General features: G+C 74.2%; 28 protein-coding genes and 2 pseudogenes. 20 read left to right on the top strand and 10 right to left on the bottom strand.

What is annotated here, in order from left to right; genetic code table 11:
- Positions 1–89 precede the first annotated feature (89 nt).
- Positions 90–1874, top strand: coding sequence for an acyl-CoA dehydrogenase family protein (locus AC0B61_RS01955; RefSeq protein WP_471738632.1), 1785 nt, complete (start codon positions 90–92; stop codon positions 1872–1874).
- A 139-nt stretch (positions 1875–2013) separates the two neighbouring features.
- Here AC0B61_RS01955 and AC0B61_RS01950 read toward each other — a convergent pair whose 3' ends face one another.
- Positions 2014–2817, bottom strand: a complete 804-nt coding sequence (locus AC0B61_RS01950) for a nucleotidyltransferase domain-containing protein (RefSeq protein ID WP_471738631.1) — start codon at positions 2815–2817, stop codon at positions 2014–2016.
- 194 nt (positions 2818–3011) lie between these two features.
- Here AC0B61_RS01950 and AC0B61_RS01945 point away from each other — a divergent pair, with 194 nt between their 5' ends.
- Positions 3012–4262 (top strand): glycosyltransferase, encoded by a 1251-nt coding sequence (locus tag AC0B61_RS01945; protein WP_471738630.1) that lies wholly within the window; start codon positions 3012–3014, stop codon positions 4260–4262.
- A gap of 24 nt (positions 4263–4286) precedes the next feature.
- Here AC0B61_RS01945 and AC0B61_RS01940 read toward each other — a convergent pair whose 3' ends face one another.
- Positions 4287–5219 (bottom strand): hypothetical protein, encoded by a 933-nt coding sequence (locus AC0B61_RS01940; protein ID WP_471738629.1) that lies wholly within the window; start codon positions 5217–5219, stop codon positions 4287–4289.
- Positions 5216–5749: a SigE family RNA polymerase sigma factor gene (locus AC0B61_RS01935; RefSeq protein ID WP_471738839.1), complete on the bottom strand. Its 534-nt coding sequence runs from the start codon at positions 5747–5749 to the stop codon at positions 5216–5218. Before AC0B61_RS01935 ends, AC0B61_RS01940 begins: the two co-directional genes overlap by 4 nt.
- 239 nt (positions 5750–5988) lie before the next feature.
- Here AC0B61_RS01935 and AC0B61_RS01930 point away from each other — a divergent pair, with 239 nt between their 5' ends.
- The 11 genes and pseudogenes from AC0B61_RS01930 to AC0B61_RS01880 all read left to right on the top strand — a co-directional run bounded on the left by AC0B61_RS01930 (position 5989) and on the right by AC0B61_RS01880 (position 14470).
- Positions 5989–6750 (top strand): alpha/beta fold hydrolase, encoded by a 762-nt coding sequence (locus tag AC0B61_RS01930; RefSeq protein ID WP_471738628.1) that lies wholly within the window; start codon positions 5989–5991, stop codon positions 6748–6750.
- A gap of 437 nt (positions 6751–7187) precedes the next feature.
- Complete coding sequence (locus tag AC0B61_RS01925; protein WP_471738627.1) at positions 7188–8159, top strand: urea transporter; 972 nt, start codon at positions 7188–7190, stop codon at positions 8157–8159.
- 57 nt (positions 8160–8216) lie between these two features.
- On the top strand, positions 8217–8522 hold the full coding sequence (locus tag AC0B61_RS01920; protein ID WP_471738626.1) for an urease subunit gamma: 306 nt from the start codon (positions 8217–8219) through the stop codon (positions 8520–8522).
- A 3-nt stretch (positions 8523–8525) separates the two neighbouring features.
- Positions 8526–9362: a sirohydrochlorin chelatase gene (locus AC0B61_RS01915; protein ID WP_471738625.1), complete on the top strand. Its 837-nt coding sequence runs from the start codon at positions 8526–8528 to the stop codon at positions 9360–9362.
- A gap of 144 nt (positions 9363–9506) precedes the next feature.
- On the top strand, positions 9507–9944 hold the full coding sequence (locus AC0B61_RS01910; RefSeq protein WP_471738624.1) for an urease subunit beta: 438 nt from the start codon (positions 9507–9509) through the stop codon (positions 9942–9944).
- Positions 9944–11395 (top strand): annotated as a pseudogene (gene ureC, locus AC0B61_RS01905) (urease subunit alpha); the annotation flags it as partial. The gene AC0B61_RS01910 and the pseudogene ureC, both read left to right, overlap by 1 nt.
- A gap of 2 nt (positions 11396–11397) precedes the next feature.
- Positions 11398–11571 (top strand): hypothetical protein, encoded by a 174-nt coding sequence (locus AC0B61_RS01900; protein ID WP_471738623.1) that lies wholly within the window; start codon positions 11398–11400, stop codon positions 11569–11571.
- The gene (locus AC0B61_RS01895) at positions 11568–12281 is read left to right on the top strand and encodes an urease accessory protein UreF (protein ID WP_471738622.1); all 714 of its coding nucleotides are present in this window, start codon (positions 11568–11570) and stop codon (positions 12279–12281) included. Before AC0B61_RS01900 ends, AC0B61_RS01895 begins: the two co-directional genes overlap by 4 nt.
- An 87-nt stretch (positions 12282–12368) precedes the next feature.
- Positions 12369–12989 carry an urease accessory protein UreG gene (gene ureG, locus AC0B61_RS01890; RefSeq protein ID WP_471738621.1) on the top strand — a complete coding sequence of 207 codons (621 nt, stop codon included), beginning with the start codon at positions 12369–12371 and terminating at the stop codon, positions 12987–12989.
- A complete protein-coding gene (locus tag AC0B61_RS01885; RefSeq protein WP_471738838.1) occupies positions 12986–13969 on the top strand; it encodes an urease accessory protein UreD in 984 nt (327 codons plus the stop codon). Before ureG ends, AC0B61_RS01885 begins: the two co-directional genes overlap by 4 nt.
- 138 nt (positions 13970–14107) lie before the next feature.
- Positions 14108–14470 (top strand): hypothetical protein, encoded by a 363-nt coding sequence (locus AC0B61_RS01880; RefSeq protein ID WP_471738620.1) that lies wholly within the window; start codon positions 14108–14110, stop codon positions 14468–14470.
- 94 nt (positions 14471–14564) lie between these two features.
- Here the strand turns inward: AC0B61_RS01880 and AC0B61_RS01875 are convergent, their stop codons facing one another.
- Positions 14565–16010 carry a helix-turn-helix transcriptional regulator gene (locus AC0B61_RS01875; protein WP_471738619.1) on the bottom strand — a complete coding sequence of 482 codons (1446 nt, stop codon included), beginning with the start codon at positions 16008–16010 and terminating at the stop codon, positions 14565–14567.
- A 149-nt stretch (positions 16011–16159) separates the two neighbouring features.
- On the opposite strand from AC0B61_RS01875, the gene AC0B61_RS01870 reads away from it, so the two are divergent.
- The 3 genes from AC0B61_RS01870 (at position 16160) to AC0B61_RS01860 (ending at position 18736) form a co-directional block, all read left to right on the top strand.
- Entirely contained in the window at positions 16160–17086 is a 927-nt protein-coding gene (locus AC0B61_RS01870) for an NADP-dependent oxidoreductase (protein WP_471738618.1), read from the top strand.
- Between the two features lie 206 nt (positions 17087–17292).
- Complete coding sequence (locus AC0B61_RS01865; RefSeq protein WP_471738617.1) at positions 17293–18084, top strand: SDR family NAD(P)-dependent oxidoreductase; 792 nt, start codon at positions 17293–17295, stop codon at positions 18082–18084.
- Between the two features lie 94 nt (positions 18085–18178).
- Positions 18179–18736 carry a 3'-5' exonuclease gene (locus tag AC0B61_RS01860; RefSeq protein WP_471738616.1) on the top strand — a complete coding sequence of 186 codons (558 nt, stop codon included), beginning with the start codon at positions 18179–18181 and terminating at the stop codon, positions 18734–18736.
- Between the two features lie 68 nt (positions 18737–18804).
- Here AC0B61_RS01860 and AC0B61_RS01855 read toward each other — a convergent pair whose 3' ends face one another.
- Entirely contained in the window at positions 18805–19215 is a 411-nt protein-coding gene (locus AC0B61_RS01855; protein ID WP_471738615.1) for a nuclear transport factor 2 family protein, read from the bottom strand.
- 63 nt (positions 19216–19278) lie between these two features.
- Positions 19279–20214 (bottom strand): zinc-binding dehydrogenase, encoded by a 936-nt coding sequence (locus tag AC0B61_RS01850; protein WP_471738614.1) that lies wholly within the window; start codon positions 20212–20214, stop codon positions 19279–19281.
- A 108-nt stretch (positions 20215–20322) separates the two neighbouring features.
- On the opposite strand from AC0B61_RS01850, the gene AC0B61_RS01845 reads away from it, so the two are divergent.
- Positions 20323–21285, top strand: coding sequence for a LysR family transcriptional regulator (locus AC0B61_RS01845; protein WP_471738613.1), 963 nt, complete (start codon positions 20323–20325; stop codon positions 21283–21285).
- A gap of 102 nt (positions 21286–21387) precedes the next feature.
- Here the strand turns inward: AC0B61_RS01845 and AC0B61_RS01840 are convergent, their stop codons facing one another.
- Positions 21388–22281 (bottom strand): NAD(P)-dependent oxidoreductase, encoded by an 894-nt coding sequence (locus tag AC0B61_RS01840; protein WP_471738612.1) that lies wholly within the window; start codon positions 22279–22281, stop codon positions 21388–21390.
- Between the two features lie 67 nt (positions 22282–22348).
- Between AC0B61_RS01840 and AC0B61_RS01835 the strand changes: the two are divergent.
- Positions 22349–22723 (top strand): annotated as a pseudogene (locus AC0B61_RS01835) (MerR family transcriptional regulator); the annotation flags it as partial.
- 148 nt (positions 22724–22871) lie between these two features.
- Positions 22872–23690 carry a GNAT family N-acetyltransferase gene (locus tag AC0B61_RS01830; protein ID WP_471738611.1) on the top strand — a complete coding sequence of 273 codons (819 nt, stop codon included), beginning with the start codon at positions 22872–22874 and terminating at the stop codon, positions 23688–23690.
- A gap of 16 nt (positions 23691–23706) precedes the next feature.
- Here AC0B61_RS01830 and AC0B61_RS01825 read toward each other — a convergent pair whose 3' ends face one another.
- Positions 23707–23886, bottom strand: coding sequence for a hypothetical protein (locus tag AC0B61_RS01825; protein ID WP_471738610.1), 180 nt, complete (start codon positions 23884–23886; stop codon positions 23707–23709).
- Between AC0B61_RS01825 and AC0B61_RS01820 the strand changes: the two genes are divergently transcribed.
- Complete coding sequence (locus AC0B61_RS01820) at positions 23873–24097, top strand: hypothetical protein (protein WP_471738609.1); 225 nt, start codon at positions 23873–23875, stop codon at positions 24095–24097. The two genes, AC0B61_RS01825 and AC0B61_RS01820, sit on opposite strands and share 14 nt — an antisense overlap.
- Positions 24098–24448: 351 nt before the next feature.
- Here AC0B61_RS01820 and AC0B61_RS01815 read toward each other — a convergent pair whose 3' ends face one another.
- Entirely contained in the window at positions 24449–25144 is a 696-nt protein-coding gene (locus AC0B61_RS01815; RefSeq protein ID WP_471738608.1) for an ATP-binding cassette domain-containing protein, read from the bottom strand.
- A complete protein-coding gene (locus AC0B61_RS01810; protein ID WP_471738607.1) occupies positions 25144–25869 on the bottom strand; it encodes an ABC transporter ATP-binding protein in 726 nt (241 codons plus the stop codon). The genes AC0B61_RS01815 and AC0B61_RS01810 overlap by 1 nt, the downstream gene beginning before the upstream one ends.
- Positions 25870–25999: the final 130 nt, after the last annotated feature.

Here is a 25999-nt window from a genome sequence, read left to right as displayed (position 1 = left end):
GGCACCGGCAGGGCCCGCCGCCCGGGCGCGCCCGGTGATCTCGATCACAAGGCCGTGACTTCTGCGCCGCCCGCCCCTTGATCGCTTACATGACACCGACGACCGCCGAACTGTCCCGCCTCCTCTTCGGCCCCGACCGCCAACGCGTCCACGGCCCCTGGCGGGATTTCATCGCCGACCCCGCCACGCACCGCCGCACCGAAGCCCCCGTCGCCGACCAGATCGACGCCTCCTACCGGAGGTTGCGGCAGCTCAACGCCTACACCGACCCCGCCGCCCTGGCCCGCGACCCGCACCTGCTCGCCGCCCTGCACGAGTGGACCGGCGTCGCCGACGGCAGCCTCACCGTCCTCGCCGGCATCCACTACAACCTCTTCCTCGGCAGCCTCATCGACCACGACCCCTCGCCCAAGCGGCCGTTGGACGACTACCTCCGGATGGACCGGATCGGCACTTTCCTGTGCACCGAAGTCGGCCACGGCAATGACGCCGCGGCGCTGGAGACCGTCGCCGACTACGACCGCACCGACCGCGTCTTCACCCTGCACACACCCGGCCTCTCCGCCCGGAAGTTCATGCCGAACACCGGCCCGGCCGGCGGCGCCAAATCCGCCGTGGTAGCCGCGCGGCTCCGCGTCGACGGGCGCGACCACGGGATCTTCCTCTTCCTCGTCCCGCTCAGCGACGAGGACGGACGCCCGCTGCCCGGGATCGACGTCCAGCCGCTGCCGCAGCGCCCCGGCAGCCCGGTCGACCACTGCGTCACCTCCTTCGACCGGTTCCGGCTGCCGTACGAGGCCCTGCTCACCGGCGCCCATGGCCGGCTCGCCGACGACGGCACGCTCACCAGCCCCCTCGGCAGCAAGCGGAAACGATTCCTTTCTGCGATCGGCCGGGTCACCGTCGGCAAGCTGTGCATGAGCGCCGCCGCGATCGGCGTCGCCCGGGCCGCCCTCGTCACCGCCGTCCGGTACGCGCAGCACCGTGAGGTCACCGGCGCCCGCCCCGACCGGCGCATCCCCGTCTGGGCCCACCGCACCCACCACGGCCCGCTGCTCGACGGCCTCGCCACCGCGTACGCGATGACCGCCCTGCACCGCGCCACCACGGACCGCTGGACCCGGCACGACCCGGCTGACCCGGACGCGGCCGCCATCGCCGAACGGCAGGTCGCCATCGCCAAGGGCTGGACCACCTGGCAGGCCCGCGACCTCATCACCGAAGCCCGCGAACGCTGCGGCGCCCAGGGGCTGTTGCCGGTGAACGGCATCGTCGCGTACGCGGCGGACGTCGAAGGCGCCATCACCGCCGAGGGCGACAACCTCGCCCTCTGGGCCAAGGCCGCGGCCGAACTCCTGCTGACGGACGAACCGGTGGCGCCCCGCCCGACGGCGGGCGATCCCGCCGATCCGCAAGTCCGCCAAGCCTTACTGCAGGCCGCCGTACGACTGTGCCTGGCCCGCGCCCGGACCCGGCTGCGCGAGGCCCCCGCCGGGGACGGCCTGCGCCGCTGGAACGCCGCCGCGCCCGACGCCCTGGCCGCCGTCACCGCGCGCGCCGAACACGACGCGGCGGCCGCCCTCCTCGCCTGGGCCGACGCCGCGCAGGACGACACCGCCCGCGCCGTGCTGCACGACCTGCACCGGCTGTTCACCCTCCGCCGGATCGACGCCCACGGGACGCTGCTGCTCGGCGCCGACGAGTTGACGGCCAGCCAGGCCTCGCGGCTTCCCGGTCTGCGGGAACGATCCGTCGGACGGCTGGCCGAACACGGCCTCGCACTGGTGGACGCCTTCGACCTGCCCGACGCCGTCCACCGCGGCCGGCCCATCGCCGGCCCGGCCTACCAGCAGGCCTTCGCCCGGCCCGCCTGAGGCCGGTCGGCCCGGCAGCGGCGGAACCCAGCGGCGCAGGAACAGGCGGCGGCTGAGCGGGCATCGGCGGAACGGGCATCGGCGGAACCGGCAATGGCCGAACGGCCAGGACCGCAACCGGCAGCCGCTGGGGCCCGGTTCAGTCGCCGAGTGCGGCGACGGTCTCCCGGGTCAGCTCCTGCGCCCGGGCGACCGTCGCCACCAGTTCGTCCGCCGTCCCGCCCGGGGCGGCGAGCAGGCCGCGCACCCGCGGGCCGAAGCCGGCGGGTGCGCCCGGCAGTCGTTCGGCGACGGCCAGCGCGCCCTTCTCGTTGAGGCACCAGCGGCGGTCGTGGGCGTACAGCGCCTGCACCAGGACCCCGACGGCCCGGGACAGGCAGAGCGAGACGTACAGCGAGTCCGCCCGTTCGGCGCCCTTCGCGGCGACGTCGAGGAGGAACCCGGCCTCCCAGGCGGCCGCCGTCAGGGCCGCGCGCAGCGGCTCGGGGTAGCGCGCGGTCTGCTGCCGCAGTGCCGCCAACTCCCCGCCCGGATCGGCCAGTACCTGCCCGAGGGCCACCTCGCCCGGGTAGCAGGGCGACCAGAACCCGAGCGGATGGCCCGGCTGCACCCCCACCTCGTACCGGCCCGCCCGGCAGTCCTCCCACACCCGGCCGACCCGGTCCAGGTCCCGCAGGATCCAGTCCACTGCGACACCGTCGACCCGCAGCCACGCACCGCCGTTCACCCACGGCCCCCAGCCGCCCGGCCCGGCCACCTCGACCCCGGGGCCGGCCAACTCCCGCAGGGCGCCGAGGTCGAGGGCGCCCCGGTAGTACACGCCGAGGTCCCAGTCCGAGCCCGGCCGGTGCTCGCCGCGCGCCCGGCTGCCGCCGAGCATCACGCCCACCACGCCCGGCACCCTTGCCAGTTGCCCGGCCATCTCCTCGATGATCGCTCGCATGTGACAGGAGTCTGGCAGAACGAGGGGGCGGAAGCGCGGAGAGGATGCGCGGAGAAGGCGCTGAGCGGAGGAGGCGTCCTCACTCCCCGCCACTCTCAACTTGTAGCGCGCGGGGAGCCTTGCGGCAAGGCCCTGGTGGTGCGGCAGAATCGCCGACTCAAGGACATGATCATCGGGAACGGGGGAGCCACGACGTGCGAGTGGTGTTGTCGACGTACGGGTCGCGCGGGGACGTCGAGCCGCTGGCGGGGCTGGCGGTGCGGCTGCGGGAACTGGGCGTGCAGGTGCGGGTCTGCGCCCCGCCGGACGAGGAGTTCGCGACGCGGCTGGCCGAGGCCGGCGTGGAGACGGTGCCGGTGGGGCAGTCGCTGCGCGCGCTGGTGACCGCCCCGCCCAAGGGGCAGTCGGACTTCCCCCGGCGGGCGGCCAGACTGGTCGAGCAGTTCTACGAGGCGGTGCTCGCCGAGGCCGAGCCGAGCGGCGCGGTGGTGGCCACCGGCCTGTTCCCGGCCGTGGCCGGTGCGCAGGCGGCGGCCGAGAAGCGGGGTGCCCGCTTCGCGTACGTCGCCCTGCAGCCCACCATGCTGCCGTCCCCGCACCACCCGCCGTTCGAGTACCCGATGCGGCCGTACCCGGCGGACGTGACCGACCCCCGGGAGCTGTGGGAGCTCAACATCGAGACGATGAACGCGCTGTTCGGCGAGCCGGTCAACAGCCACCGGGCGGCGGTCGGGCTGCCAGTGGTCGACAACGTCCGCGACCACGTGTTCACCGACCGCCCCTGGCTGGCGACCGACCCGATGCTCGGCCCGTGGACGCTGCCCGCCGACCGCGAGGTGGTGCAGACCGGGGCGTGGATCCTGCCGGACGAACGCCCGCTGCCCGCCGACCTGGAGGCCTTCCTGGCAGCCGGCGGGGCGCCGGTCTACGTCGGCTTCGGCAGCATGCCGCTGGGGGACGCGGCGGGCGCCGCCCGGGTGGCCGTCGAGGCCGGCCGCGCCCTGGGCCGCCGGGTGCTGCTCGGGCGCGGCTGGGCCGAACTGACCGAGGTCGACGGCGCGGCCGACTGCTTCGCCGTCGGCGAGGTCAACCAGCAGGCGCTGTTCCCCCGGGTCGCCGCCGTCGTCCACCACGGCGGGGCGGGCACCACCACCACGGCCGCCCGGGCCGGCGTGCCCCAGGTGCTGGTCCCGCAGATCGTTGACCAGCCGTACTGGGCGTCCCGGGCCGCCGAGTTGGGCATCGGCGTCGCCCACGACGGCGCGACCCCGACGGTGGACTCCCTCACCTCCGCCCTCCGGCAGGCCCTCGCACCCGCCACCGTCGAACGGGCCGCCGCCACCGCGGCCGCGATCCGCACGGACGGCGCGGCGGTGGCCGCGAAGCTGCTGCTGGAGGCCACCGAGGCCACCGAGGCCACCGGGGCCACCGCCGCCGCGGGTTGACGGCGGGCCCGGCCCGGCACGGAATCAGGAGGAGGCAGGCTCGGTGAGGTACTTGGCACCGGCGTCCGGGAGCTTGTTGCCGTCCTTGTCGAAGAACTGCCAGGACGTCGCCCGCATGGACCCCGGGCGGGCGATCACCATCTGGCGGGTCGGGGAGTCGCCGACGGTGACGGCCCGGGGCTCGGTGGTCGTGCCGTCCGCCCAGGTCACCAGCACCCGGCCGACGTCTGGGCCGATGGACAGGTTCACCACGTCCAGCGGGGCCACGGTGTCGCCCTTGCCCCGGTGGCCCACCAGGCCGCCGCCGAAGATGGTGGCGTTCCGCGGGTCGAGCTTGCCCGGCGACTCGGTGGTGCCCTGCGCGTCGTGGCCGAGCCGCACCCCGTCCACCGTGAAGTAGGTGTTCGTGACGTCGGAGTCGGGGTTGTAGTAGTGCAGGACGAAGTCCTCCGTCGGCTTCGTGACCGCCGCATCGTACGGGGCGCGCTCCTGCCACACCGCGAGCGCCTGCTCGTACGCCCGGTCCTTCGGCGCCGCCGGCCAGAGCGCCTCCCAGAGCTCCCACGTCTTTCCCCCGACGACGCCCTGCCCGATCCGGACCCGGACCGGGGTGAACGGGTCACGCACGCCGGGGGTGGTGGGGGCGGCCGCACCGGCCGTCGGGACGCCCGCGGGGGCGACGACGGCGCCGGTCCCGGCCGGGGACAGCCGACCGGACCCCTGGCCCGGGTGCAGCTGCGCCATCGCCCCGCCCGCCAGGGCCACCACCGAGGCCAGCGCCAGCGCGCCGACCGCCGTACGGCGACGCTGCCGCAGCCGGCGGCCGCCCGCCAGGATGTCCGCCACCGGCGCCGCGCCCACCCGCGCGCCCGCCGCCGCCTCGGCCAGCCCGAGGCCGACCCACAGGTCCTTGCCGTCGTTCACGTCCACGCTCCTACCGTCCGGGTCCGGGTTCATGCCGCTCCTCCGATGTGTTCCGCGTCCTTCAACGCCACCAGCTCCGTGACCTGCCGCAACCGCGCGATGCCCTTCGACGCGTGGCTGCGCACCGCGCCCACCGAGCACCCCATGGCCGCCGCCGTCTGGCTGTCGCTCAGGTCCTCCCAGTGCCGCAGTACCACCGCCTCGCGCTGGCGCGGCGGCAACGTGGCCAGCGCGGCCAGCAGCGCCCCGCGCTGGTCGGACCGGGCGAACCCGTCCCCCGGCGCCACCGCGTCCGGCACCGCGTCCACCAGCAGCTCCGGCGGCCGGCGCCGCCAGCGGCGGGCGTGCTGGTTGACCAGGATCCGCCGCACGTAGGCGTACGGGTCGTCCGCCCGCCGCACCTTGGACCAGGACGCACAGGCCTTCTCCGCCGCCGACTGCACGAGGTCCTCCGCCGCGTACTGCTCGCCGGCCAGCAGGTACGCCGTCCGCACCAGGCGCGGCCAGACCCCGACGACGAACGCCTGGAACTCGTCGTCCCGCCCGCTCTTCGCTTCTCTCATGAACATGAGCACCTCCTCACCCACCCAGAGCCCGCCGGCGGCCGAAAGCGCTTACTCCCGTCCCGGACCCCGTCCATCCAGAGCTACGGGGAGAGGGGTCTCCGGGGATCGGCGGGGCGACAGCAGGAGGGGACGGGCGCGGGGACGGAAGCGGGGGTGGGAGTCGAAACGAGGGGAGTGAAAACGGGCGGAGCGAAAACCGGTGGGAGCCGGCGGCGGAAGCCCCTACGATCCGCCGGATGATCCTTTCTCATGACGAAGTGGGCAGCGGGCCCGCCGTGGTGCTGCTGCATTCCTCGGTGTGCGACCGGCGGATGTGGGACGTGCAGTGGCAGCGGCTCGTCGAAGCCGGCTACCGGGTGGTCCGGTGCGACTTCCGCGGGTTCGGCGACTCGCCGCTCGCCGACGGGCCGTACAGCGACGCCGGAGACGCCCTGGCGCTGCTCGACCACCTGGGCATCGGGTCCGCCGCGCTGGTCGGCTCCTCCTACGGCGGGCGGATCGCCCTGACGGTCGCCGCGCTGCGGCCGGCGGCCGTCACCGCGCTGGCCCTGCTGGCGCCGGCGGTGCCCGGGCACCAGCCCGGCGAGACGCTGCGCGCCTTCGGGGCGCGCGAGGACGCGCTGATCGAGGCGGGGGACGTCGACGCCGCGGTCGAGCTGAACGTCGACACCTGGCTCGGGCCGGAGGCCGGTCCGCAGGCCCGCGAGAGCCTCCGGCGGATGCAGCGGCACGCGTTCGACGTGCAGGCGGACGCGACGGTCGGCCCGGACCGCGAGGAGGTCGTCGACCTCTCCGCGATCACGGCCCCCACCCTGGTCGTCGGCGGCGCCCACGACGTGCCGGACTTCCGGGAGCTCGCCGCCGGGCTCCCCGCCCGGCTTCCGAACGCCCGTCACCTCGAACTGCCCTGGGCGGGCCACCTGCCGAGCCTGGAACGGCCGGAGGAGACGGCCGCGCTGGTGCTGGACTTCCTGCGGGAGACCGCGGCGGCACGCTAGTGGCCGGACGGTCCTCCGCGGCCGTGTGCGCCGGGAGGCACGACCGCCAGGCCCTGCGGTCGTGCCTCCCGGGCGCCGCACTGCGTGCACATTTCCGTCACATCGGTGCCCTGCTCCACCCTTTCACCATCGGCTCGGTGTCCGAATTGCCGGGCGGTGGCGAATTTGCGCGGAATTTGCAGAATTTCCCGGCGCGGACGGATTCCCGGCATCGTCATCGATCAGTAAAACTTCGCAAAGAATTTCTACCTTCAACCAATGTGTGACCGCCACGTTCAACAGAATGTTGCAGCTCAGCGGCCCGATGGTCACCGTTCGTCCATTTGACGTAACCCGCCGTATCCACCCACGCCCGCAATCCGCAGGAGTACGGTTCCGGAGGAATCGCCGGGAGCTGCTTCCAAGCACCCCGGCCGTACCGGGAATTGGTGCGAAGCATGGGTCAGCAAGAAGGCGGGGGGAACGGCTCCGAGGCCGATCGTCCGCAATCCGTCAGGTTGGTCGCCGAGGTCCTGCGCGGCATCGCCCAAGTCGATTTCATGCCGTCCGTCGGGTGCGGACTCCTGTTCGTGGCCGCACTGTTCGCCGCGGGCCGGCAGTACGGCCTCTACGGCCTCCTCGGCAGCGCCGTCTCCACCGCCGTTGCGTACGGGCTGGGGCTCGACCGGGGCACCATCGGGGCCGGGCTGTACGGGTACAACGGGTGCCTGGTGGCGCTCGGCTGCGCCGTGTTCCTCGAAGCCGGGCACCCGGCGACGGCCGCGGTGGCGGTCCTCGGGTGCGCCGTCGCCGTGGTGGTCACGGCCGGGCTCGGAGCGCTCCTGGAGAAGTGGCGACTCCCGGCGCTGACCGCGCCGTTCTGCCTGGTCGCGACGGCCGTCACGGTCGCCGCACCCGGCTTCCGGCGGCTGTGGCACGGAGCGGCGCCACCCGCCGCCCTGCCCGTACCGGCCACCGGGGCGACCGGGCTGAGCTGGGAACAGCTCTGGCACGGCTTCTTCGCGAACATCGGTCAGATCTTCTTCATGCCGCAGTGGTACGTCGGCCTGCTGTTCCTGACCGGCCTGTTCGCGGCGAGCCGACGCGCGGGCCTGACGGCCTGCGCGGGCAGCGCCACCGGACTGCTCACCGCCTGGGCGTTCGGCGCGCCCGGCGAGGCCGTCGGACAGGGGCTGCTCGGCTACAGCGGCGTGCTGGTGTCGCTGGCGCTGTGCGGGGTGTTCGTCGCCCCGAGCGGCTGGAGCGCGGCCTACGCCCTGCTCGGCGCGGCCGCCGCCACCGTCCTGACCCCGGCGTTCGCGGCGATCTCGGCGGCCTTCGGCGGCCACGCCTTCACCTGGCCGTTCGTGCTGACCACGATGCTGTTCCTGGCCGCGGTACCGACCGTTCCGCGCCTGCGCCGGGTCTGATTGTCCGTCCAACTCCCTTGCATTTCATCGGATCCTCGGAAAGGAAGAGTGATTCCCGTGAATCTCTCGCCGCGTGAGATGGACAAGCTGTACATCTACGTCGTGGCCGACCTGGCCCGCAAACGCCGCGACCGCGGCGTCAAGCTGAACTACAGCGAGGCCTGCGCACTGATCAGCGAGGCCATCATGGAAGGAGCCCGGGACGGCCGCACCGTCGCCGAGTGCATGGAGATCGGCAAGCAGGCCGTCGGCAACACCGACGTCATGCCGGGCGTGCGCGAGATGCTCCCGCTGCTCCAGGTCGAGGCCGCCTTCGTGGACGGGACCAAGCTGGTCTCCTGCCACGACCCGGTCGGGGCCTGAACGATGGCACGGCCTCAGGCCACCGCCGCCGTGACCGCGACCGGGCCGGGCGCCGCCACCGTGGTGCTGGCCGGCGGACACGAGAGCTACGGCGGACAGGACCTGGCCGCGCTGGTGGCCGGCGGCCCGGCCGCCGTCGACGCCCTCGCCGTGCACGCCGCCGCTCCGGCGGGCCGGCCGCTCACCGAAGCCGTCCGGTCCGCGCTGGCCGCGGGCGACGGGCCGGTGTGCGTCGTCCCCATGACGCTCGGCCGCGACCCCGCACTGGTGGCCGACACCGCCCGGGCGCTGCGCTGGCTGGCCACCGGGGAGGGCCGGGGACGGCTCGCCCTGACCGCTCCCTTCGGCGCCGCCGAACACCTCATCGGCTGGCTGCGCGCCGTCGCCACCACGGCCCCGGGCGGCGCGGTACTGGTCACCGCCCCGGCGGCCGGGCCGTTCGAGGACGCCGAACTGTTCCGGATCGCCCGGCTGGTCCGCCAGCACGGGCGGCACCGGTGGGTGGAGGTGGCCTTCGAAGGCGGCGACCCCGACCCGGCCGAGGGCGCCGAACGCTGCCGCCTGCTCGGCGCCCCCGAGGTGACGGCCGTCCCGGCTTCCTTCGGCCCGGCCCTGCTCAACCCGGTACCCGGCGTACGCGACGGCGGACCACTGCTGCGGCCGTCCGCGATCGCCGGGGTGGTCGCGGCCCGGACGGCGGCGGCCCTGCACCTGCTCGGGCACGGCGAGGACGGCATCCTGGCCGGCCTCGACGCCGAGCACGGGCACGGCTACGCGCACAGCCACGGCCCCGGTGAAGCGCACCACCACCACGGCCAGCGCCAGAGCCACTCGCACTAGCAACAGCACCAGCACTCGCACTCGCACTCACCTCGCCCGGACACCCCCACGTCCGGACCGTCGAACACCCACACCCGCGCACACCCCCGCACATCCCCGCACCCCCGCACCCCCCCACGGAACCGGCAGAGAGGAAGGCCAGCCATGTCTGGTGGCGCCGCATACCTGTACGGCGACGACCCGGTGGAGATCAACGCCGGTCGCGCCAAGGCCACCGTCACGGTCAGCAACACCGGCGACCGGGCGATCCAGGTCGGTTCGCACTACCACTTCTTCGAGGCCAACCGCGCCCTCGACTTCGACCGCAACGCCGCCTACGGCAAGCACCTGGACATCCCGGCCGGCACCGCCGTCCGCTTCGAGCCCGGGGACACCAAGGACGTCACGCTCGCCGAGTTCGGCGGCCACCGCCGCCTGGTCGGCTTCAGCAACCTGGTGGACGGCGGCACCACCGCACCCGACACCCGCGCCCGCGCCATCGACCGGGCGATCGCCCGCGGCTTCAAGGGCACCAACCTGGACCACAAGGAGGACCGGCCCCGGGACTTCCACACGGAGACCCACCCGGAAGGCGACCGCTGATGGCCATCCTGTCCCGCAAGCAGTACACCGACCTGTTCGGTCCGACCGTCGGCGACCGCTTCCACCTCGCCGACACCAACCTGGTGGTCGAGGTCGAGCAGGACTTCAACCAGGGCCACTACGGCGACGAGGCCGTCTACGGCGGTGGCAAGGGCATTCGCGACGGCATGGCGCAGGACCCGGCCGCCACCTCCGTCCAGGGCGCGCTCGACCTGGTCATCACCAACGTCGTCGTGCTGGACGCGGTGCTCGGCGTCGTCAAGGGCGACATCGGCGTCAAGGACGGCTTCATCACCGCCGTCGGCAAGGCCGGCAACCCGCACACCCAGAGCGGCGTGCACCCGAAGCTGGTCATCGGCCCCGGCACCGAGGTGATCTCCGGCGAACACCTGATCGCCACCGCCGGCGGCATCGACACCCACATCCACTTCATCGCCCCGCAGCAGGTCCAGGAGGCGCTGAGCAACGGCATCACCACCCTGATCGGCGGCGGCACCGGCCCGTCCGACGGCACCAACGGCACCACCTGCACCCCCGGCCCGTGGAACATCCACCGGATGTACCAGGCGGTCGAGGACCTGCCGGTCAACGTCGGCCTGCTCGGCAAGGGCAACGGCTCGCTGCCCGGCGCGCTGCGCGAGCAGGTCGAGGCGGGCGCGTGCGGACTCAAGGTGCACGAGGACTGGGGCAGCACCCCGGCCGCGATCGACAGCGCGCTGAGCGTCGCCGACGAGTACGACGTCCAGGTGGCCATCCACACGGACACCCTCAACGAGTCCGGCTACTTCGAGGACACCCTCTCCGCGATCGACGGCCGCACCATCCACACCTTCCACACCGAGGGCGCGGGCGGCGGCCACGCCCCCGACATCATGCGGATCGCCGGCGAGCCCAACGTCCTGCCGTCCTCCACCAACCCGACCCTGCCCTACACCGTCAACTCGGTGGACGAACTGCTGGACATGGTGATGGTCTGCCACCACCTCAGCCACGACATCCCCGAGGACGTCTCCTTCGCCGACTCCCGGGTCCGCGCCGAGACCATCGCCGCCGAGACCGTCCTGCACGACGAGGGCGTCATCTCGATCTTCTCCTCCGACTCGCAGGCGATGGGCCGGATCGGCGAGACCTTCACCCGCGCGTTCCAGACCGCCCACCACTGCAAGGACCAGCGCGGCAAACTGGCCGGCGACAGCGAACGCCACGACAACGTCCGGGTGCTGCGCTACCTCGCCAAGCTCACCATCAACCCCGCCGTCGCCTCCGGCACCGCCGACCACATCGGCTCCCTGGAGCCCGGCAAGCTCGCCGACATCGTGCTCTGGCCGATCAACTCCTTCGCCGCCAAGCCCAAGCTGGTGATCAAGGGCGGGGTGATCAACTGGGCCCTGATGGGCGACCCGAACGCCTCGCTGCCCACCCCCCAACCGGCCGGCTCGGCCTGGAGAGCCGGGTGCTGCCGGTGCGGCGGTGCCGCTCGGTCGGCAAGCAGCACATGGTGCGCAACGACGCGCTGCCGAAGATCGCCGTCGACCCGGAGACGTACAAGGTCACCCTGGACGGCGAGCCCGCCACCATCGAGCCGGCCCGTGAACTGCCGCTCAACCACCTGTTCTACCTCGCATGAGCACCGTTCCCGAGCCTGCCGGGGCCGGACTCGACGCGCTGCTGGTGTGTCTCCAGCTGACCGACTCCGCCTTCCCCAGCGGCTTCTACACCCTCTCGCACAGCCTGGAGGGCTACGCCCAGGCCAAGGCCGTCACCGCCGACACCGTGCCCGACCTGCTCGCCGACCTGCTGCGGCACGGCGTCGGACCGTCCGACGCCACCGCGCTCGCCGTCGCCCACCGGGCCGCCTCGGCGGCCGACTGGGACCGGCTGGCCGAGACCGACCAGCGGCTGCACGCCACCAAGCTCAACCGCGAGCTGCGGCTTGCCGCCACCCGCACCGGACGCCAACTCCTCGACATCGCACGCGAGTCGGTGGGGGGCGAGCCACTGGAGCAGTACGCGGCGCTGGTCGCGGGCAAACGCGCCCCCGGCTGCCAGGCGGTGGCCGCCGGGGTGGCCTACGCCGCGGCCGGCGTCCCCGTCGAACAGGCCGTCACCGGCGACCTGTTCGCGTTCTGCACCAGCTTCGTCGGCGCCGCCCTGCGGCTGCGCCTCACCGACCACCGGCGGGCACAGGTGGTGCTGCGGGCTGCCTCGCCGGTAATCCGCGAGGTCGTCGCGGCCGCGCTGGAAAGGGAGTTGGCGGACCTCGGCGGCTGCGTACCGGTCGCCGACGCGATGTCCGGACGGCACGAGCGGGCCGAGGCCCGGCTGTTCGCCAGCTGAACCCCTGCCCCGCACGCCATTCCACACCAGGTCGCACACCAGATTTCACGCCAGTTGCACCCCAGATTTCGTACCAGAGGAGGAGAGTTGACCGAGAACGTGCTCCGCGTGGGCATCGGCGGGCCCGTGGGCTCCGGAAAGACGGCGCTGATCGAGGCGCTCGTCCCGGTGCTGATCGCGCGCGGCCACCGGCCGGCGGTCATCACCAACGACATCTACACCCAGGAGGACGCGCAGCACGTGCGCCGCACCCTGGCCGGGCTGCTGGACCCGGAACGGGTGGTCGGCGTGGAGACCGGCGCCTGTCCGCACACCGCCGTACGGGACGACCCGACGATGAACCTCGCCGCGGGCGCCGAGATCCTGGAACGCTTCCCGGACGTCGACACCCTGATCTACGAGTCCGGCGGCGACAACCTCACCCTGACCTTCAGCCCGGTGCTGGTCGACCTCTTCCTCTTCGTCCTCGACACCGCCGAGGGCGAGAAGATGCCCCGCAAGCGCGGCCCGGGCATCACCGAGTCGGACCTGCTGGTCATCAACAAGATCGACATCGCCCAGTACGTCCGCACCGACCTCGGCGTCATGGAGTCCGACGCCCACCGGGTGCGCGAGGGCGGCCCGGTGGTGCTCACCAACTCGCTGACCGGGGAAGGACTGGAGGAGATCGCCGCCTTCCTGGAGACCTTCCGGAAGGTCCCGGCGTGACGGCCTCCCCCGTCGCGGCATCCTCCGCCGCGGCCGCCCCCCGGCCGGTACCCCGGCTGGACCCCCGGCACTACGAGCCGGCCCGCGTCCCGTACGAGGTCCGCCGGCACGCCGGGACGCCCGACACCCTCGCGGTCGGGCGGCCCGGCAAGGTCGGACTGCTGGAACTGGCCTTCGAGAACGTCGGCGGACGCACCGAACTCACCGGCCACTACCAGAAGTCGCCGCTGCAGATCATGCGCCCGCTGCACTTCGACCCGGCCCGCCCCGACCTCGCCGTCACCTTCCTCATGTCCACCGGCGGCGGCATCCTGCAGGCCGACCGGCTGCGCACCGACGTGCGCTGTGGCGCCGACACGGCGGTCCACCTCACCACCCAGGCGGCCACCAAGGTCTACCGGATGGAATTCGACTACGCGACCCAGCTCCTCCACCTGGAAGCCGGCCCCGGCGCCTACGTCGAATACCTGCCCGAGCCGGTGATCCCCTTCGTCAACTCCCGCCTCTACCAGCGCACCGTCCTGACCGCCGACCCGGGCGCTACCGTCCTCGCCGGGGAGACCGTCCTGGCCGGCCGCCTCGCCCGCGGCGAGCGCAACGCCTACCAGGCGTTCGCCTCCGACCTCGAAATCCGGCGTCCCGACGGCCAGTTGGTGGCGCTGGACACCGTACGGCTGGAACCCTCGGGCCCCGGCGCGGGCGTCGCGGGGCCGGCCGTCCTGGCCGGCCACGACGTCATGTCCAGCCTGTACGTCCTCAGCCCGCTCGCCCCGGCCGGGCAGATCGCGGACACCCTGCACGAGGCACTGGCCGACCGCGGCCTGCTCCACGGCGTCAGCGTGCTCCCCCAGGACAGCGGCGCCTGGCTGCGCCTGCTCGGCTCCGACACCCGCGCCTGCGCCGCCGCCCTGCGCGCGGCCTGGGACGCGGTCCGGCGGCTACTGATCGGCGTCCCGGCGCCGGACCTGCGCAAGACCTAGTGCGGAACCGGTTCCTGGCGACGGCAGCGGGACCGGCTCGCTGCCGTCGTCGGCGGTCCAGAGCGCGCGCCGGGGTGCGTCGGCCGCCCGCTCCATGTGACGGGTACGTCGACCGCCGTCGGGGCGTACGGTGACGGGATGGCCCCGAGGACACCGCGCAGCATCCACGTCGACGGCCACGACTACCGCTGGGCCGTCCGCTTCCGCGACAGCGAGCACGTGCTCATCCGCGCCTGGCGCGACACACCCGGGCGTCGAGTCCGCCCACTGCAGGTCACCCGCCGCTTCGACGACCCGTGGATCCACTACGGCATCCTGCTCACAGCCCCCGCCGACCGCATCTCCGAGGTCTTCCAACTCGACCCCGTCCGACCCGCCTTGACAGCCGCTCTCATCCGGGCAGGCCTCGCCGCGGGCTGGCAACCGGACGATCCGGGCACGCCCGCGCGCTTCCTGATGACCGGCGGCCAGGCCGAGTTCACGCTCGCCCGGGAGGGCTGAGCGCGGGCGAAGGCGGCCCGCCGGATCCGGGATCACCGCATCGAACTCCGCGCGGGCTCGTCGTCGGGTACCGGGACCGGGGTCGGCCGGGGGCTCAGGACGCCACGTGCAGCCCCACCGAGCCGGCCGGCATTCCCGCCCGGTGGGCCAGGGCCGCCGCCTCGCCCCGTGAGGCGACGCCCAGCTTGGCCAGGATGTTGGCGACGTGGAACTTCACCGTCGACTCGCTGATGTGCAGCGCCGCCGCGATGTCACGGTTGCGGCGGCCCTGGGCGAGCTGGTCGAGGACTTCCGACTCCCGTGGCTGCAAGCCGTCCAGGGGGTCGGTGGCGAGGGTGGGCTCGGGCAGGGTGAGCGGCAGGTCGACGGTCACCGTGGTGCCCCAGCCGGGGACGGCCTCGACGGTGGACCGGCCGTTGAGGGCCGCGATCCGGTCCGTGGTGCGGTGGACGCCGAGGGCGTCGGCGGCCAGCACGCCCAGGCCGTCGCCGCGGACCACCGCCCGCAGGGCGTCGCCCGGGGTGAACTGCCAACTGACGTGCAGCCGGGTCGGCTTCTCGTGCTCCAGCATCAGCAGGACGGCCGCCCGGACGGCGTTCCGGGCGGTGTGCGCGGCGTCGGCCGGGACGGAGCGGGCCGCGTCGGCGGGCGGCGCGGCGTCCAGCCGGACCCTGGTGTGCCGCAGCAGCGGACGCAGCTCCCGGGTGAGCCGGGCGAAGGCGGCGCCGGCGGGCTCCTCGCTGAGCGTACGGTCCAGGTCGGCACCCTGGCGCAGGTCGAGCAGGGCGGTGACCGCCAGCTCGGTGGCGCTGCGGCGCGCGGTCGCGTCGTCCAGGTCGCCGGAGCGCAGCGGCGCCAGGATGGCGCTCAGCGCGGCGCTGTGGGTGCCGGTGAACTCGGCGATCGCCCGGGCGCGGGCGTTGGCGGAGGCGCGGGAGGCCGCGGCGTACTTCGGTCCGGCGTCGGTGGCGCGGTGGTCGGAGTGGGCGATGACCAGCTCCCACAGCTGCTGCAGGACGGCGAGTGCCCCCGGCGCCACGAGGGTGGCGTCCGCCCGGACGAGGACGAGGACGGCTCCGCCGCCGGGGCCGTCCGGCGTGGCGTCGCCGCCGGGCGCGGCCGCGACGACCACCACCGGCCGGATGCGGCCGGCGAGTTCGACGTCGCCCTGCCAGGGCCGACGGGCCGCGTCGGCCGCGTCGGCGCCGGGGGCTCCGGTGGTGCGCTCGGCCAGCCGGGCCAGTTCCAGGCTGCTGATGCCCTCGACCAGTTCGGGCAGGCCGTGGGCGTGCGTGGGGGAGTAGGTGCAGACACCGCTGAGCTGGGCGACCGCCACGTGCGGTACGAGGGTGCCGAGGGTCCGGGAGAGGCGGAGCATGAGCTCCGGCCGCGGCGTGCGCAGCACCTCGACGGCGCGCGCGAGCGCGTCCTCGGGCCGACCCCAGAACTCCTGCCACCGCTCGTCCACGCGGCCCGCGCCGCCCGCGCCGTTCGTCCCGCCCGCGCCGTTCGTCCCGCCCGCGCCGTCCGCACCGTTCATGCGGTCGAGCCTAGTCCGGCCGCGACCGGATCCGCCTGGCCGTTCGGACAGGTCGAACTGTCCGAACGGCAGGGTTCTCGACGGCGGGCCCCGGACCAGGATGGGAGCTGTCGGAAAGTTCCAACCCACCGAAACCCCAAGGAGTTTCCATGACCAAGGCGATCGCCTTCAGCGAGTTCGGCGGCGCGGACGTGCTGCACCCGATCGACATCGAGCTGCCCGCTCCCGGCCCCGGCCAGGTGCGGGTCGCGGTCCGCACGGTGGGCGTCAACCCGCTGGACCACAAGGTGCGCAGCGGTGTGATGGCAGCGGTCTTCCCGGTCACCTTCCCGGCGGTGCCCGGCTACGAACTGGCCGGCGTGGTGGAGGCCGTCGGCGAGGGAGTGAGCGGCTTCGCGCCCGGGGACGAGGTGTTCGGGGCCGTGATGGGCGGCGCCTACGCCGAGCAGGTCCTGGTGCCCGCCGACCACCTGGGCCACAAGCCGGCCTCGCTCGGCTGGGAGGAGGCCGCGGCGATACCGGTCGCGGCCGAGACCTCCGAACGGGCCCTCGACGTCCTCGGCGTGCGTGCGGGCGAGACCCTGCTGGTGCACGGTGCGGCGGGCGGGGTCGGCACCGTGCTGCTGCAGTTCGCCCGGGCCCGTGGGATCACCGTCGTCGGTACTGCGAGCGAGGCCAACCACGACTACCTGCGCGAGCTCGGGGCGATCCCGGTGGCGTACGGCGAGGGACTGGCCGAGCGGGTCCGGGCGGTCGCCCCGGACGGGGTGGACCGTGTGCTGGACGCGGTCGGGCTGGGCGGGGTGCTGCCGCTGTCGGTCGAGCTGACGGGCAGCGCGGACCGGGTCCTGACCATCGCCGACCTGGTGGGCGCGGAGCAGTACGGCATCCGCTTCACTGGCGGCGCCGAGGGTGCCTCGCACCACGAGCGCGGCTACGCCGCCGCGCTCGCCCTGCACAAGGCAGGCGCCCTGCGGCTGCCGCTGCACCGGGTGCTCCCGTTGGCGGAGGCGGCAGAGGCGCAGCGGATCAGCGAGCGCGGGCACCTGCGCGGCAAGATCGTCCTCACGGTCTGACGCCGCATCCGGGCGGTTCCCCGCCGTTCCGACCGTTCCACCCTGCTGTCGGCCCCGCCGAACCTGCTGGGCCTCCAGGCGGGAGAGGCCCAGCAGGCCGCCCGGCAAGCTCGGCAGCAGCGGCCGGGGCGACCGTCCCCACGTGCGCCTCAACGCCGGCGGCGGAAGCCCGGCCTCCGCCCGTGGCAGTCGGTAGAGTCGCGCCCATGGTGACTGTGAACGCGGCGGAAGCCCTGGTGGCCGGGCGGCTGGTCGGCCGCTCGTGCGTGGTGACGGGTGCGGCCAGCGGTATCGGACGAGCCGTCGCGGAGCGCTTCGTCCGCGAGGGCGCGTCGGTCGTGGCCACGGACGTCGACGAGGCGGGGCTGCGCCGGCTGGCCGACCGGTTCCCGGGGGCGGTCAGCACGGTGGTGGGCGACGTGGCGAGCGACGGGGACGCCCGCCGGATGGTCGACGCCGCCGTCGAACGGCTCGGGCGGCTGGACGTCCTGGTGGCCAACGCCGGGGTGCTCCCGCTGATGGAGATCACCGAGGCCACCGCCGAGGACTGGGACCACGTGATGGCCGTGGACGGCCGCGGCATGTTCCTCACCTGCAAGTACGCGATCCAGGCGATGACCGCCCAGGAGCGGCCCGGCGGCTCGATCGTCTGCCTGTCCTCGATCTCCGGCGAGGCCGGCCAGCGCGGCCAGGCCGTCTACGGGCCCGCCAAGTTCGTGGCCTCCGGCCTCACCAAGCACCTCGCCGTCGAGTGGGCCGACCGCGGCATCCGGGTCAACGCCGTCGCCCCCGGCACCATCACCACCGAGCGCGTCGCCCGCCTGCGTGATGAACCCGGCGGCCCCGAGTACCTGACGGCGATCGAGAAGCTCCACCCGATGGGCCGCCTCGGCGATCCCGCCGAGGTCGCGGCAGCCGTCCTGTTCCTCGCCTCGGACGACGCCTCGTTCATCACCGGCGCCGTCCTGCCCGTCGACGGCGGGTACTTGGCGCAGTAGCGGGCGTCCCGCGCCGAAATCCGGATGCGCCGAAATCCGGATGCGCCGAAATCCGGGTGCGCCGGGGGCCGGGACGCCCCTACCCTCACTCCCCATGGGCGCCGATGAACACCTGCTGAACGTGGTCGATGTCGAAGCGACCTGCTGGGAGGACCAGCCACCGCCCGGCCAGGTGAGCGAGATCATCGAGATCGGGCTCACGGTGGTCGACCTGCGGGCGGGTGAGCGCCTCGCCAGGCACCGCCTGCTGGTCCGCCCGGCCCGGTCGGAGGTGAGCCCCTTCTGTGCGGAGCTGACGGGGCTGACGCAGGCGGAGGTGGACGGCGGCCTCCCCTTCGCCGAGGCCTGCCGGGAGTTGGCGGCCCGGCACCGGACGGGCTCGGTCCCGTGGGCCAGTTGGGGCGACTACGACCGCCACCAGTTCACCCGCCAGTGCGGCTCGACGGGGACGGAGTACCCGTTCTGCGACCGCCACACCAACGCCAAACTCGTCTTCACCGCCTCCTACGGCCTGCGACGACGCCCCGGCATGGCCCAGGCCCTGGCGGTGGCGGGCCTCCCCCTGGAGGGCCGCCACCACCGGGGTGACGACGACGCGTGGAACATCGCCGCCCTGGTACTGGACCTGGCGGCGCGCGGGGACTGGCCCTGAGGGGAGCCGGACTGGCCCTGAGGGGAGTCGCCGGCGCCGATCACGCGGCGGGCACCGTGATCGCCGGATCAGGCCTCGGGGAAGAGCACCCGGCCGACCATCCGGGTGTCCAGGTACTCCCGGACGCTGGTGATCCGGCCGTCGGCCACGGTGAAGATGCCGGCGCACCGGTTGTCGTAGTGCCCGCCGCCCACCGCGGTGCCCTGGGCAAGCCACTCGGCGAGCACCTGCTCGCCGTCGGCCAGCACGTTGGTCAGCGTCACCTTCGGCGCGCCGCCGGGGGCGAAGAAGCGGCCGGCGCCGACCAGGAAGTCGTCCACGATCGCGTCCCGCCCGGTCCATGTCCGGCTCAGTGGCAGGTCGCCCGGGTACTCCCAGGTGGCGTCCTCGGCGAAGCTGTCCCGGATCACCGCGAGGTCGCCCTCTATGACGGCGTTGACGTACCGGACGACCACGGCCTTCGGGTCGAGCGTGTTCATCGTTCTTCTCCCTCTTCCTCTTGTTCCGCTCATCATCGGACGTGCGGATGAATCAATGGCATGTCAGTTGACGGTCAGTACGGCGTTGCCCCGGATCCGGCGGCCGCGCAGGTCGGCCAGCACCTCGGGGGTCTCCCGCCAGTCCCGCACCGCGCCCAGCTCCGGGTGCAGCCGCCCCTCGGCGGCCAGGCCCACCAGGACCGCCAGGTCGGCGCCGTCCGGCTCGTCCACGTCCGCGTAGCTGAACTGCCGGATGGTGGCGCTGGTCGGGCCGGTCAGCAGCGCGAAGAAGTCCAGGGTCACCGGCTGCCGGCTGGCCTGCCCGAACCAGAGCAGCAGCCCCCGAGGCGCCAGCAGGTCCAGCGCCACCGGCAGGTCGGCGCCGCCGGTGGACTCCAGCACCAGGTCGAACGGCCCCTCGGCGTCCGCCACCCGGTGCACCACCTCGGCCGCGCCCAGCTCGACGAGCCGCTGCCCGCGCTCCGTCGAGGCGGTCACCGCGGTCACCCGGGCGCCGGACGCGCCGGCCAGCTCGGTCAGGAAGTGGCCGACCCCGCCGGAGGCCCCGGTCAGCAGGATCCGCCGCCCGGCCAGGTGGCCGGTGTGCCGGGCGGCGGTGCGCAGCAGGCGCAGCGCGGTCAGCCCGGCCAGCGGCAGGGCCGCGGCCTCCACGGACGTCAGGCCCTCCGGCAGCACCGCGAGCTGCCCGGTCGGCACGGCCGCGTACTCGGCCCAGCCGAGCGCCGGCGGATGCCCGACCACCCGGCTGCCCACCGGCGGCCCGGAGCCGTCCGGCGCGGCCTGCACCACCAGCCCGGCCACGTCCTTGCCGGGCCGCCAACCGTCGCCCGGCGGGCGCTCCAGCTGGAAGGTCTCGCCCCGGTTGACCGAGTACGCCTCGACCTTGACCAGCGCCTGGTCGACGCCCGGCTGCGGCTCCGGCACCTCGGCGAACCGGACGGTAGCGGCCGCGTCGCGGGTGGCGGTGAACGCCTTCATGGTGTGCTCCTCTCCGTTGCCCCCACCTTCCTCCGGGCGCCGGTGCGAGATCCAACAACCGGTCAGCAGCCTTGACAACCGATGGTTGTCGGCCGTCACCATGGGCCCGTGGACCTCGATCCGGCCCAGCTGCGGGCCTTCCTCGCCGTCGCCGAACACCGGCACTTCGGCCGCGCCGCCACGCGGCTGGCCATCACCCAGCAGGCGCTCTCCAAGCGCATCGCCCGACTGGAGGAAGCACTGGGGGAGCGGCTGCTGGACCGGGACGGCGGCCGCGGCGCGGCGCCGACCGCGGCGGGAGAGCGGCTGCTGGAGCCGGCCCGTGCCGTGCTGGCCGCCGGCGAAGCCGCGGTGGTGGCGGTGCGCGGCGAGACCCGGCCACTGCGACTGGACGTATGGGGCCACCTGTTCGCCCCGCTGCGCACCGTCGGCGCGCTGGAGGTCGATTCCCTGCCGCTGGAGATCGGCCACGGCCGTGACCTCCCCTCGGTGCTCGGCGCGCTGCTGCGCGGCGAGATCGACGCGGGCTTCGGCCGCTACCACGCGCTGCCGGACGGGAGGGAACACGAACTCGCCCACCGCCTCGTCCGCCTGGAGCCGGTGGACGCGGTGCTCGGCGCCGGCCACCCGCTGGCCGGCGCCGACGCGCTGCGCCCCGGCGACCTCCGCACCAGCCGCCTCCTGCTCCCCGCCGCGCTGGCCCGCCTGGAGTTCCTGCAACGCTTCGCCGAGCGCTTCCAGCTGACCACCCTGCCCCCGCAGTCCACCCTCGGTGTCGAGCACTTCCTGACCCGGCTCGCCACCACGCCGGACGCCGTCACCCTGCTCCCCGCCGACGCCCCGCTCCCGGACCTACCCGGCCTGCGCACCGTCCCCCTGATCGACCCGACCCCCCTCTACGCCTGGTCCCTGGTCTGGCCGAAGCACTCCCCGCACCCCGGCCTCCCGCCCCTGCTGCGCGCCTTCGCCGACACCGGCCGCCGCAATCGGTGGCTGGAGTACCGGCCGGACCGCGACTGGCTGCCCGAGTCCGAGAGCGCCGCGGGGGTGTTCGATACCTGTTCCGGCTGACGCGAGGTTTCCGGGCGGAGGCCCGGTCGGGTCCGGTCCTCCGGTCCGGTCATGTCTGGTCCCGTCCGGGCCGGGGTCAGCCGGGCGGGTCTCGAACGCCCGCTAGGCGGCCAGAAGTTCGACCAGGGAGGACACCCCGTCCGGGCCGTGTCCGGACGTGACCGCCCGTCGGGTGAGGGCGAGTGCGGCGTCGAGGACGGACGTGTCCAGGCCGCGGGCCCGGGCGGTGTGCGTGACGTGGGCGAGCCCGGCTGCGGCGGAGGCCACGGTGCTCCGGTCGCCCGGGTGGTGGCGGTCGTCCGCGCGCTGCGCGAAGCTCTCGATCACCGGCGGCAGGATTTGCGGCAACCCCTGGGCGTACGGCGCGAGTTCGGCTCCGCTGATGCCCTCGGCGCGGGCGAGCGCCAGGGCGTGGACCCAGCCGTGCACGGTGGTCCAGAACAGGTCCAACAGGGCCGCGTCGAAGGCGGCCGCCCGCCCCGGGTCCGCGCCCACGTGGCGTACGGTGCCCAGGGCCCGGAGCGTCTCCTCGTGTGCGGCGAAGATCTCGGGGTCGCCGCTGAGCAGGATGGTGCCCTCGGGGCGGCCGATGGTGGGGGTGGGGGTGAGGATCGCGGCGTCGAGGAGGCGGACGCCCCGGGCCTCGGCGGCTGCGGCGTTCGCCCGCGCGTCGTCCGGCGCGATCGAGGTGGCGTTGACGACGGTGCGGCCGGGCAGGACCGGCCAGGCGGTGTCCAGCACGGCCCGGGCGGCGTGCTGGTCGCGTACGCAGAGCAGGACGAGCGGGGCGTCCACCACCGCCTCGGCGGCGCTCTCGGCCGACCGCGCACCGCGGGCGAGCAGTTCGCCGTCCCGGCCCGGCGTGCGGTTCCACACGGTGACCGGATGGCCGGCCGTCAGCAGCGCTCCCGCCAGCGCCTGGCCCATCGGGCCCAGGCCCAGCACGGCAACGGCGGCACGGGGGAGGGTGGTTGAGGAAGATCGTCGGTTCGTCATGGCGGTTACGCTAGACCTTCACGCCGACGGCAGAGTCAAGGCGCAGATCCCACCCGAAAGGTGCCCGATGCGGATCGGAGAGCTGGCCCGGCGGACCGGGGCCACCCCGCGCGCCCTGCGCTACTACGAGGAGCAGGGCCTGCTCGTCCCGGAGCGCCGCCCCAGCGGCTACCGCGAGTACGGGGAACGGGACGTCGACGCCGTCCGCGGCATCCGCACCCTCCTCGCGGCCGGCCTCAACAGCGCCGCGATCGCCCGGATCCTCCCCGGCCTGCCGCTCCCCGGGCACCGCCGCCCCGGCCCGACCTGCCCGGAACTGCTCGCGGGCCTGGCCCGGGAACGCGTCCGGATCACCCGGCAGATGGACGAACTCGCCGCGGCCCGCGACCTGTTGGACGCCATCGTGGGCTCGGAGGCGCCGAGCGAGACGATCCGCGCGGGTCGGCCGTCGGCGCGAACGTCGGCGCGGCCGTCGGTGCGAGCGCCGGAGCGATCGTCGGGGCGAACGTCGGAGCGAACGGCCGACCGGTTGAGGGAGACCGGGCGGAAACTCGATGGCGCCCGTTCCCGCACCGTGCTGAAGTGATCGGATGGATCATGACGAGGTGCTGGCCCTGTTCGACGACCGGATCCGGCGCAACGCGCAGGCAGACGACCCCGGTGTCCGCATCGAGCGCGACGGCGCGGTGGATGCGGTGGGCGGGGCAGGCAGGGTGGGCGGGGTGGTGCGGCAGGTGGGTGCGGCGACCGACTGGAACGGCGTGCTGTGGTCCGACCTGGACGAGGCCGGGGCGGACGCGGCGATCGCGGCGCAGGTGCGCCACTTCACCGGACTGGGCCTGGAGTTCGAGTGGAAGGCCTACTCCCACGACCGCCCCGCCGACCTCGGCGAGCGGCTGCTGGCGGCCGGCTTCACGCCCGAGCCGGACGAGGCGCTGATGATCGCCCGGATCGAGGACCTGCCCCTCGACGCCGCCCTGCCGGAAGGCGTCCGGCTGCAGCCGGTGACCGACCCGGCCGGGGTCGACCTCATGACGGAAGCCCACGAACGGGCCTTCGGCACCGCCCTGCCGAACCTGCGCGAGCGGATGCTCGACCACCTCCGGCACGGCACCGACACGCTCCACATGGTCGTCGCGATGGCCGGCGACCGCCCGGTGTCCGCAGCCCGGATGGAGCTCAACCCGGGCACCGGATTCGCCGGCCTCTGGGGCGGCGGCACCGTACCCGACTGGCGGGGCCGGGGCATCTACCGCGCCCTCGTCGCCCACCGCGCCCGCCTCGCCGCCGACCTCGGCTACCAGTACCTGCAGGTCGACGCCAGCGACCAGAGCCGCCCCATCCTCCAACGCCTCGGCTTCGCATGGCTGAGCACCACGACGCCGTACGTGTACCGGCCGTCGGCCTGAGGACGGCTGCGGGGCGTCAGGCCTTCCCGGCGCGGTCGTCGGCCTGGTGGTCGCCGTTCTCGGTTTCGCCGTCTGGGTCCCCAGCCTCGGATTCGGCCTCGGATTCGGCCCCGGACACGGTCGGTGGCGTGCCGGGCGGCCAGTGATGGCCGGCTTCGTGCAGCCCGTGCAAAGCCGTGAGGGTGGTCTTCTTCACCTCGGGCTACCGCCCGGACTTCGCAAGCTGGGTGCACTTCCCCGAGGCCTTCGACACGATGGGCTTTCCACTCCAGACGGACACCAGCAGCACGGTCGTGCCCGACCTGCATTTCATGGGCGTGCACTGGCAGCGGAACCGGCAGTCCGCGACCCTCCTCGGCGTCGCCGAGGAGGCGGCGGTGCTGGCGGAGCAGCTCGTCACAGGGTGAGCCCGGTCAGCGGCGTTATCCACCAGGCAACCGCCCGCATCCCAGCACGGCTGAGTCAGCGCCCGGCACCCGGCACCCGGCACCCGCGTCGGGGTAATACGACGGCGGTCAGCGGCAGAGCCCGAATTCGTGATCGTCCGGGCGGGGTGTCGTCCTCGCGGAGGGGGAGGTGTATCGGCCCCGCTCGCCAGCCACCGCTCGCCGGTCGTCCTGCTCGGCGGCCTCGGGCGCGAGGGCGACGTCGTCGCGGCCCAAGCCGGCCGGGTCGGCGGGTTGGTCGGCGGGTTGGTCGGGGGGTGGGTCGGGGGGTGGGTCGGGGGGTGGGTCGGTCGGGTTGATCTGGGGCGTTCGTCACCGGGTGGTCGTCAACCACCCCGGAATCGGCTCCCCGGGCTCACCCGAGAAGACCACCTCGCCCCGGTGAAGTACGTGCACCACTGCCGCCCCGGCGAGACTGCGCGGCAGCGACTGCGCCGCGAGCACGACCGTACGGCCTTCGGCGGTGGCGCCGGTGGCACCGGTGCCGTCGCCGGCCAGCAGGTGGGCGTGAATCCGGGCGGCGACGGCGGGGGCCAATCCACGCTCGGGCTCGTCGAGCAGGAGGAGGGCGGGTTTCGCCGCCAAGGCCCTTCCGACGGCGACGAGTTGCTGCTGACCGCCGGAAAGGGTGCCCGCCCGGCGATCGAGCAGGGCGGTCAACTCCGGGAAGAGCTCCAGCACCTCGGGCCGCCCCGGCCCGCCCAGGGCCAGGTTCTCGGCGACGGTCAGCGATCCGAACACCCCGCGCTCGGCCGGCACCAGGGCCAGCCCCCGCCGCACCCGCTGGTGCACCGACAACCCGCTGACGTCCCGCCCCCGCCAGATCGCCCGCCCGCCCGACAACGGCACGACCCCGGCGAGGGCGTGCAGGGCGCTCGTCCGCCCGGCGCCGTTGCGGCCGAGCAGGACGGTGACGGCGGCGGACGGGAAGGCGAGGTCGACCCCGTGCAGAGCCTCCAGCGGTCCGTACCGGACCCGGGCGTCGCGGAGGGCGGCTTCCACGGGCATCAGGCCACCGCCCCCCAAGCCCGGGTGACCCGCGGATCGGAGAGGACGGCTGCGGTCGGACCGCCGACGACCACGCGCCCCTCGGCCATCGCGTAGACGGTGTCGACGAGTTCGGCGACCAGCTCGGCATCGTGCTCGACCAGCAGCAACGCCATGCCGCGTCCGGCGAGGCCCCGCAGCACCGACACCAGGCGGGCCGTCTGCGCGCCGTCGAGCCCCGCCGCCGGCTCGTCCAGCAGCAGCACCCGGGGGCCGCCCGCCAGCGCCCGCGCCAGTTCCACCAGCCGCAGGACGCCGGTGGGCTGCGTCCTGGCCGACTCGGCAGCCACGTCCTGCAGCCCGAACAGCCGCAACGCCCGGACCGTCCGCTCGGCCGCGTCCCGCCTGTCCTGCTGCTCGGCACCCACCCGGACGTTGTCGGCCACCGAGAGCGTCGGGAACACGGCGATCTGCTGGAAGGTCCGAGCCAATCCGAGCCGCACCCGCCGGTGCGCGGACAGTCGGGTCACCTCCCGACCGCCGAGCAACACCCGCCCGGCATCGGGCCGGACGGTGCCAGCCAGGCAGTCGAACAGCGTGCTCTTGCCCGCCCCGTTGGGCCCGACCAGCGCTGTGATCCGCCCCGGCAACGCCACCAGATCCACCCCGCCCACGGCCTCGATCCCCCCGTAGCGTCGAACGATGCCCCGGGCGGTGAGACGGGCGGCGGGATGAGTGTTGCTCATGTCTCCTCATTCTGCGTCGCGGCCTCCGGGATGAGTGCGATGGTTTGCCCGAGCAGGCAGATGAGCGTTGCTCATGGGCATTCCGTGGCGGTGGGCGGCTGTCCGCGTCTGCGGCCGGGCGGTTGCTGCG

The organism is Kitasatospora sp. NPDC023385 (assembly GCF_055664045.1).
Note: the sequence above shows the minus strand (reverse complement) of the source record. Positions and strands in the feature narration are given on the sequence as shown.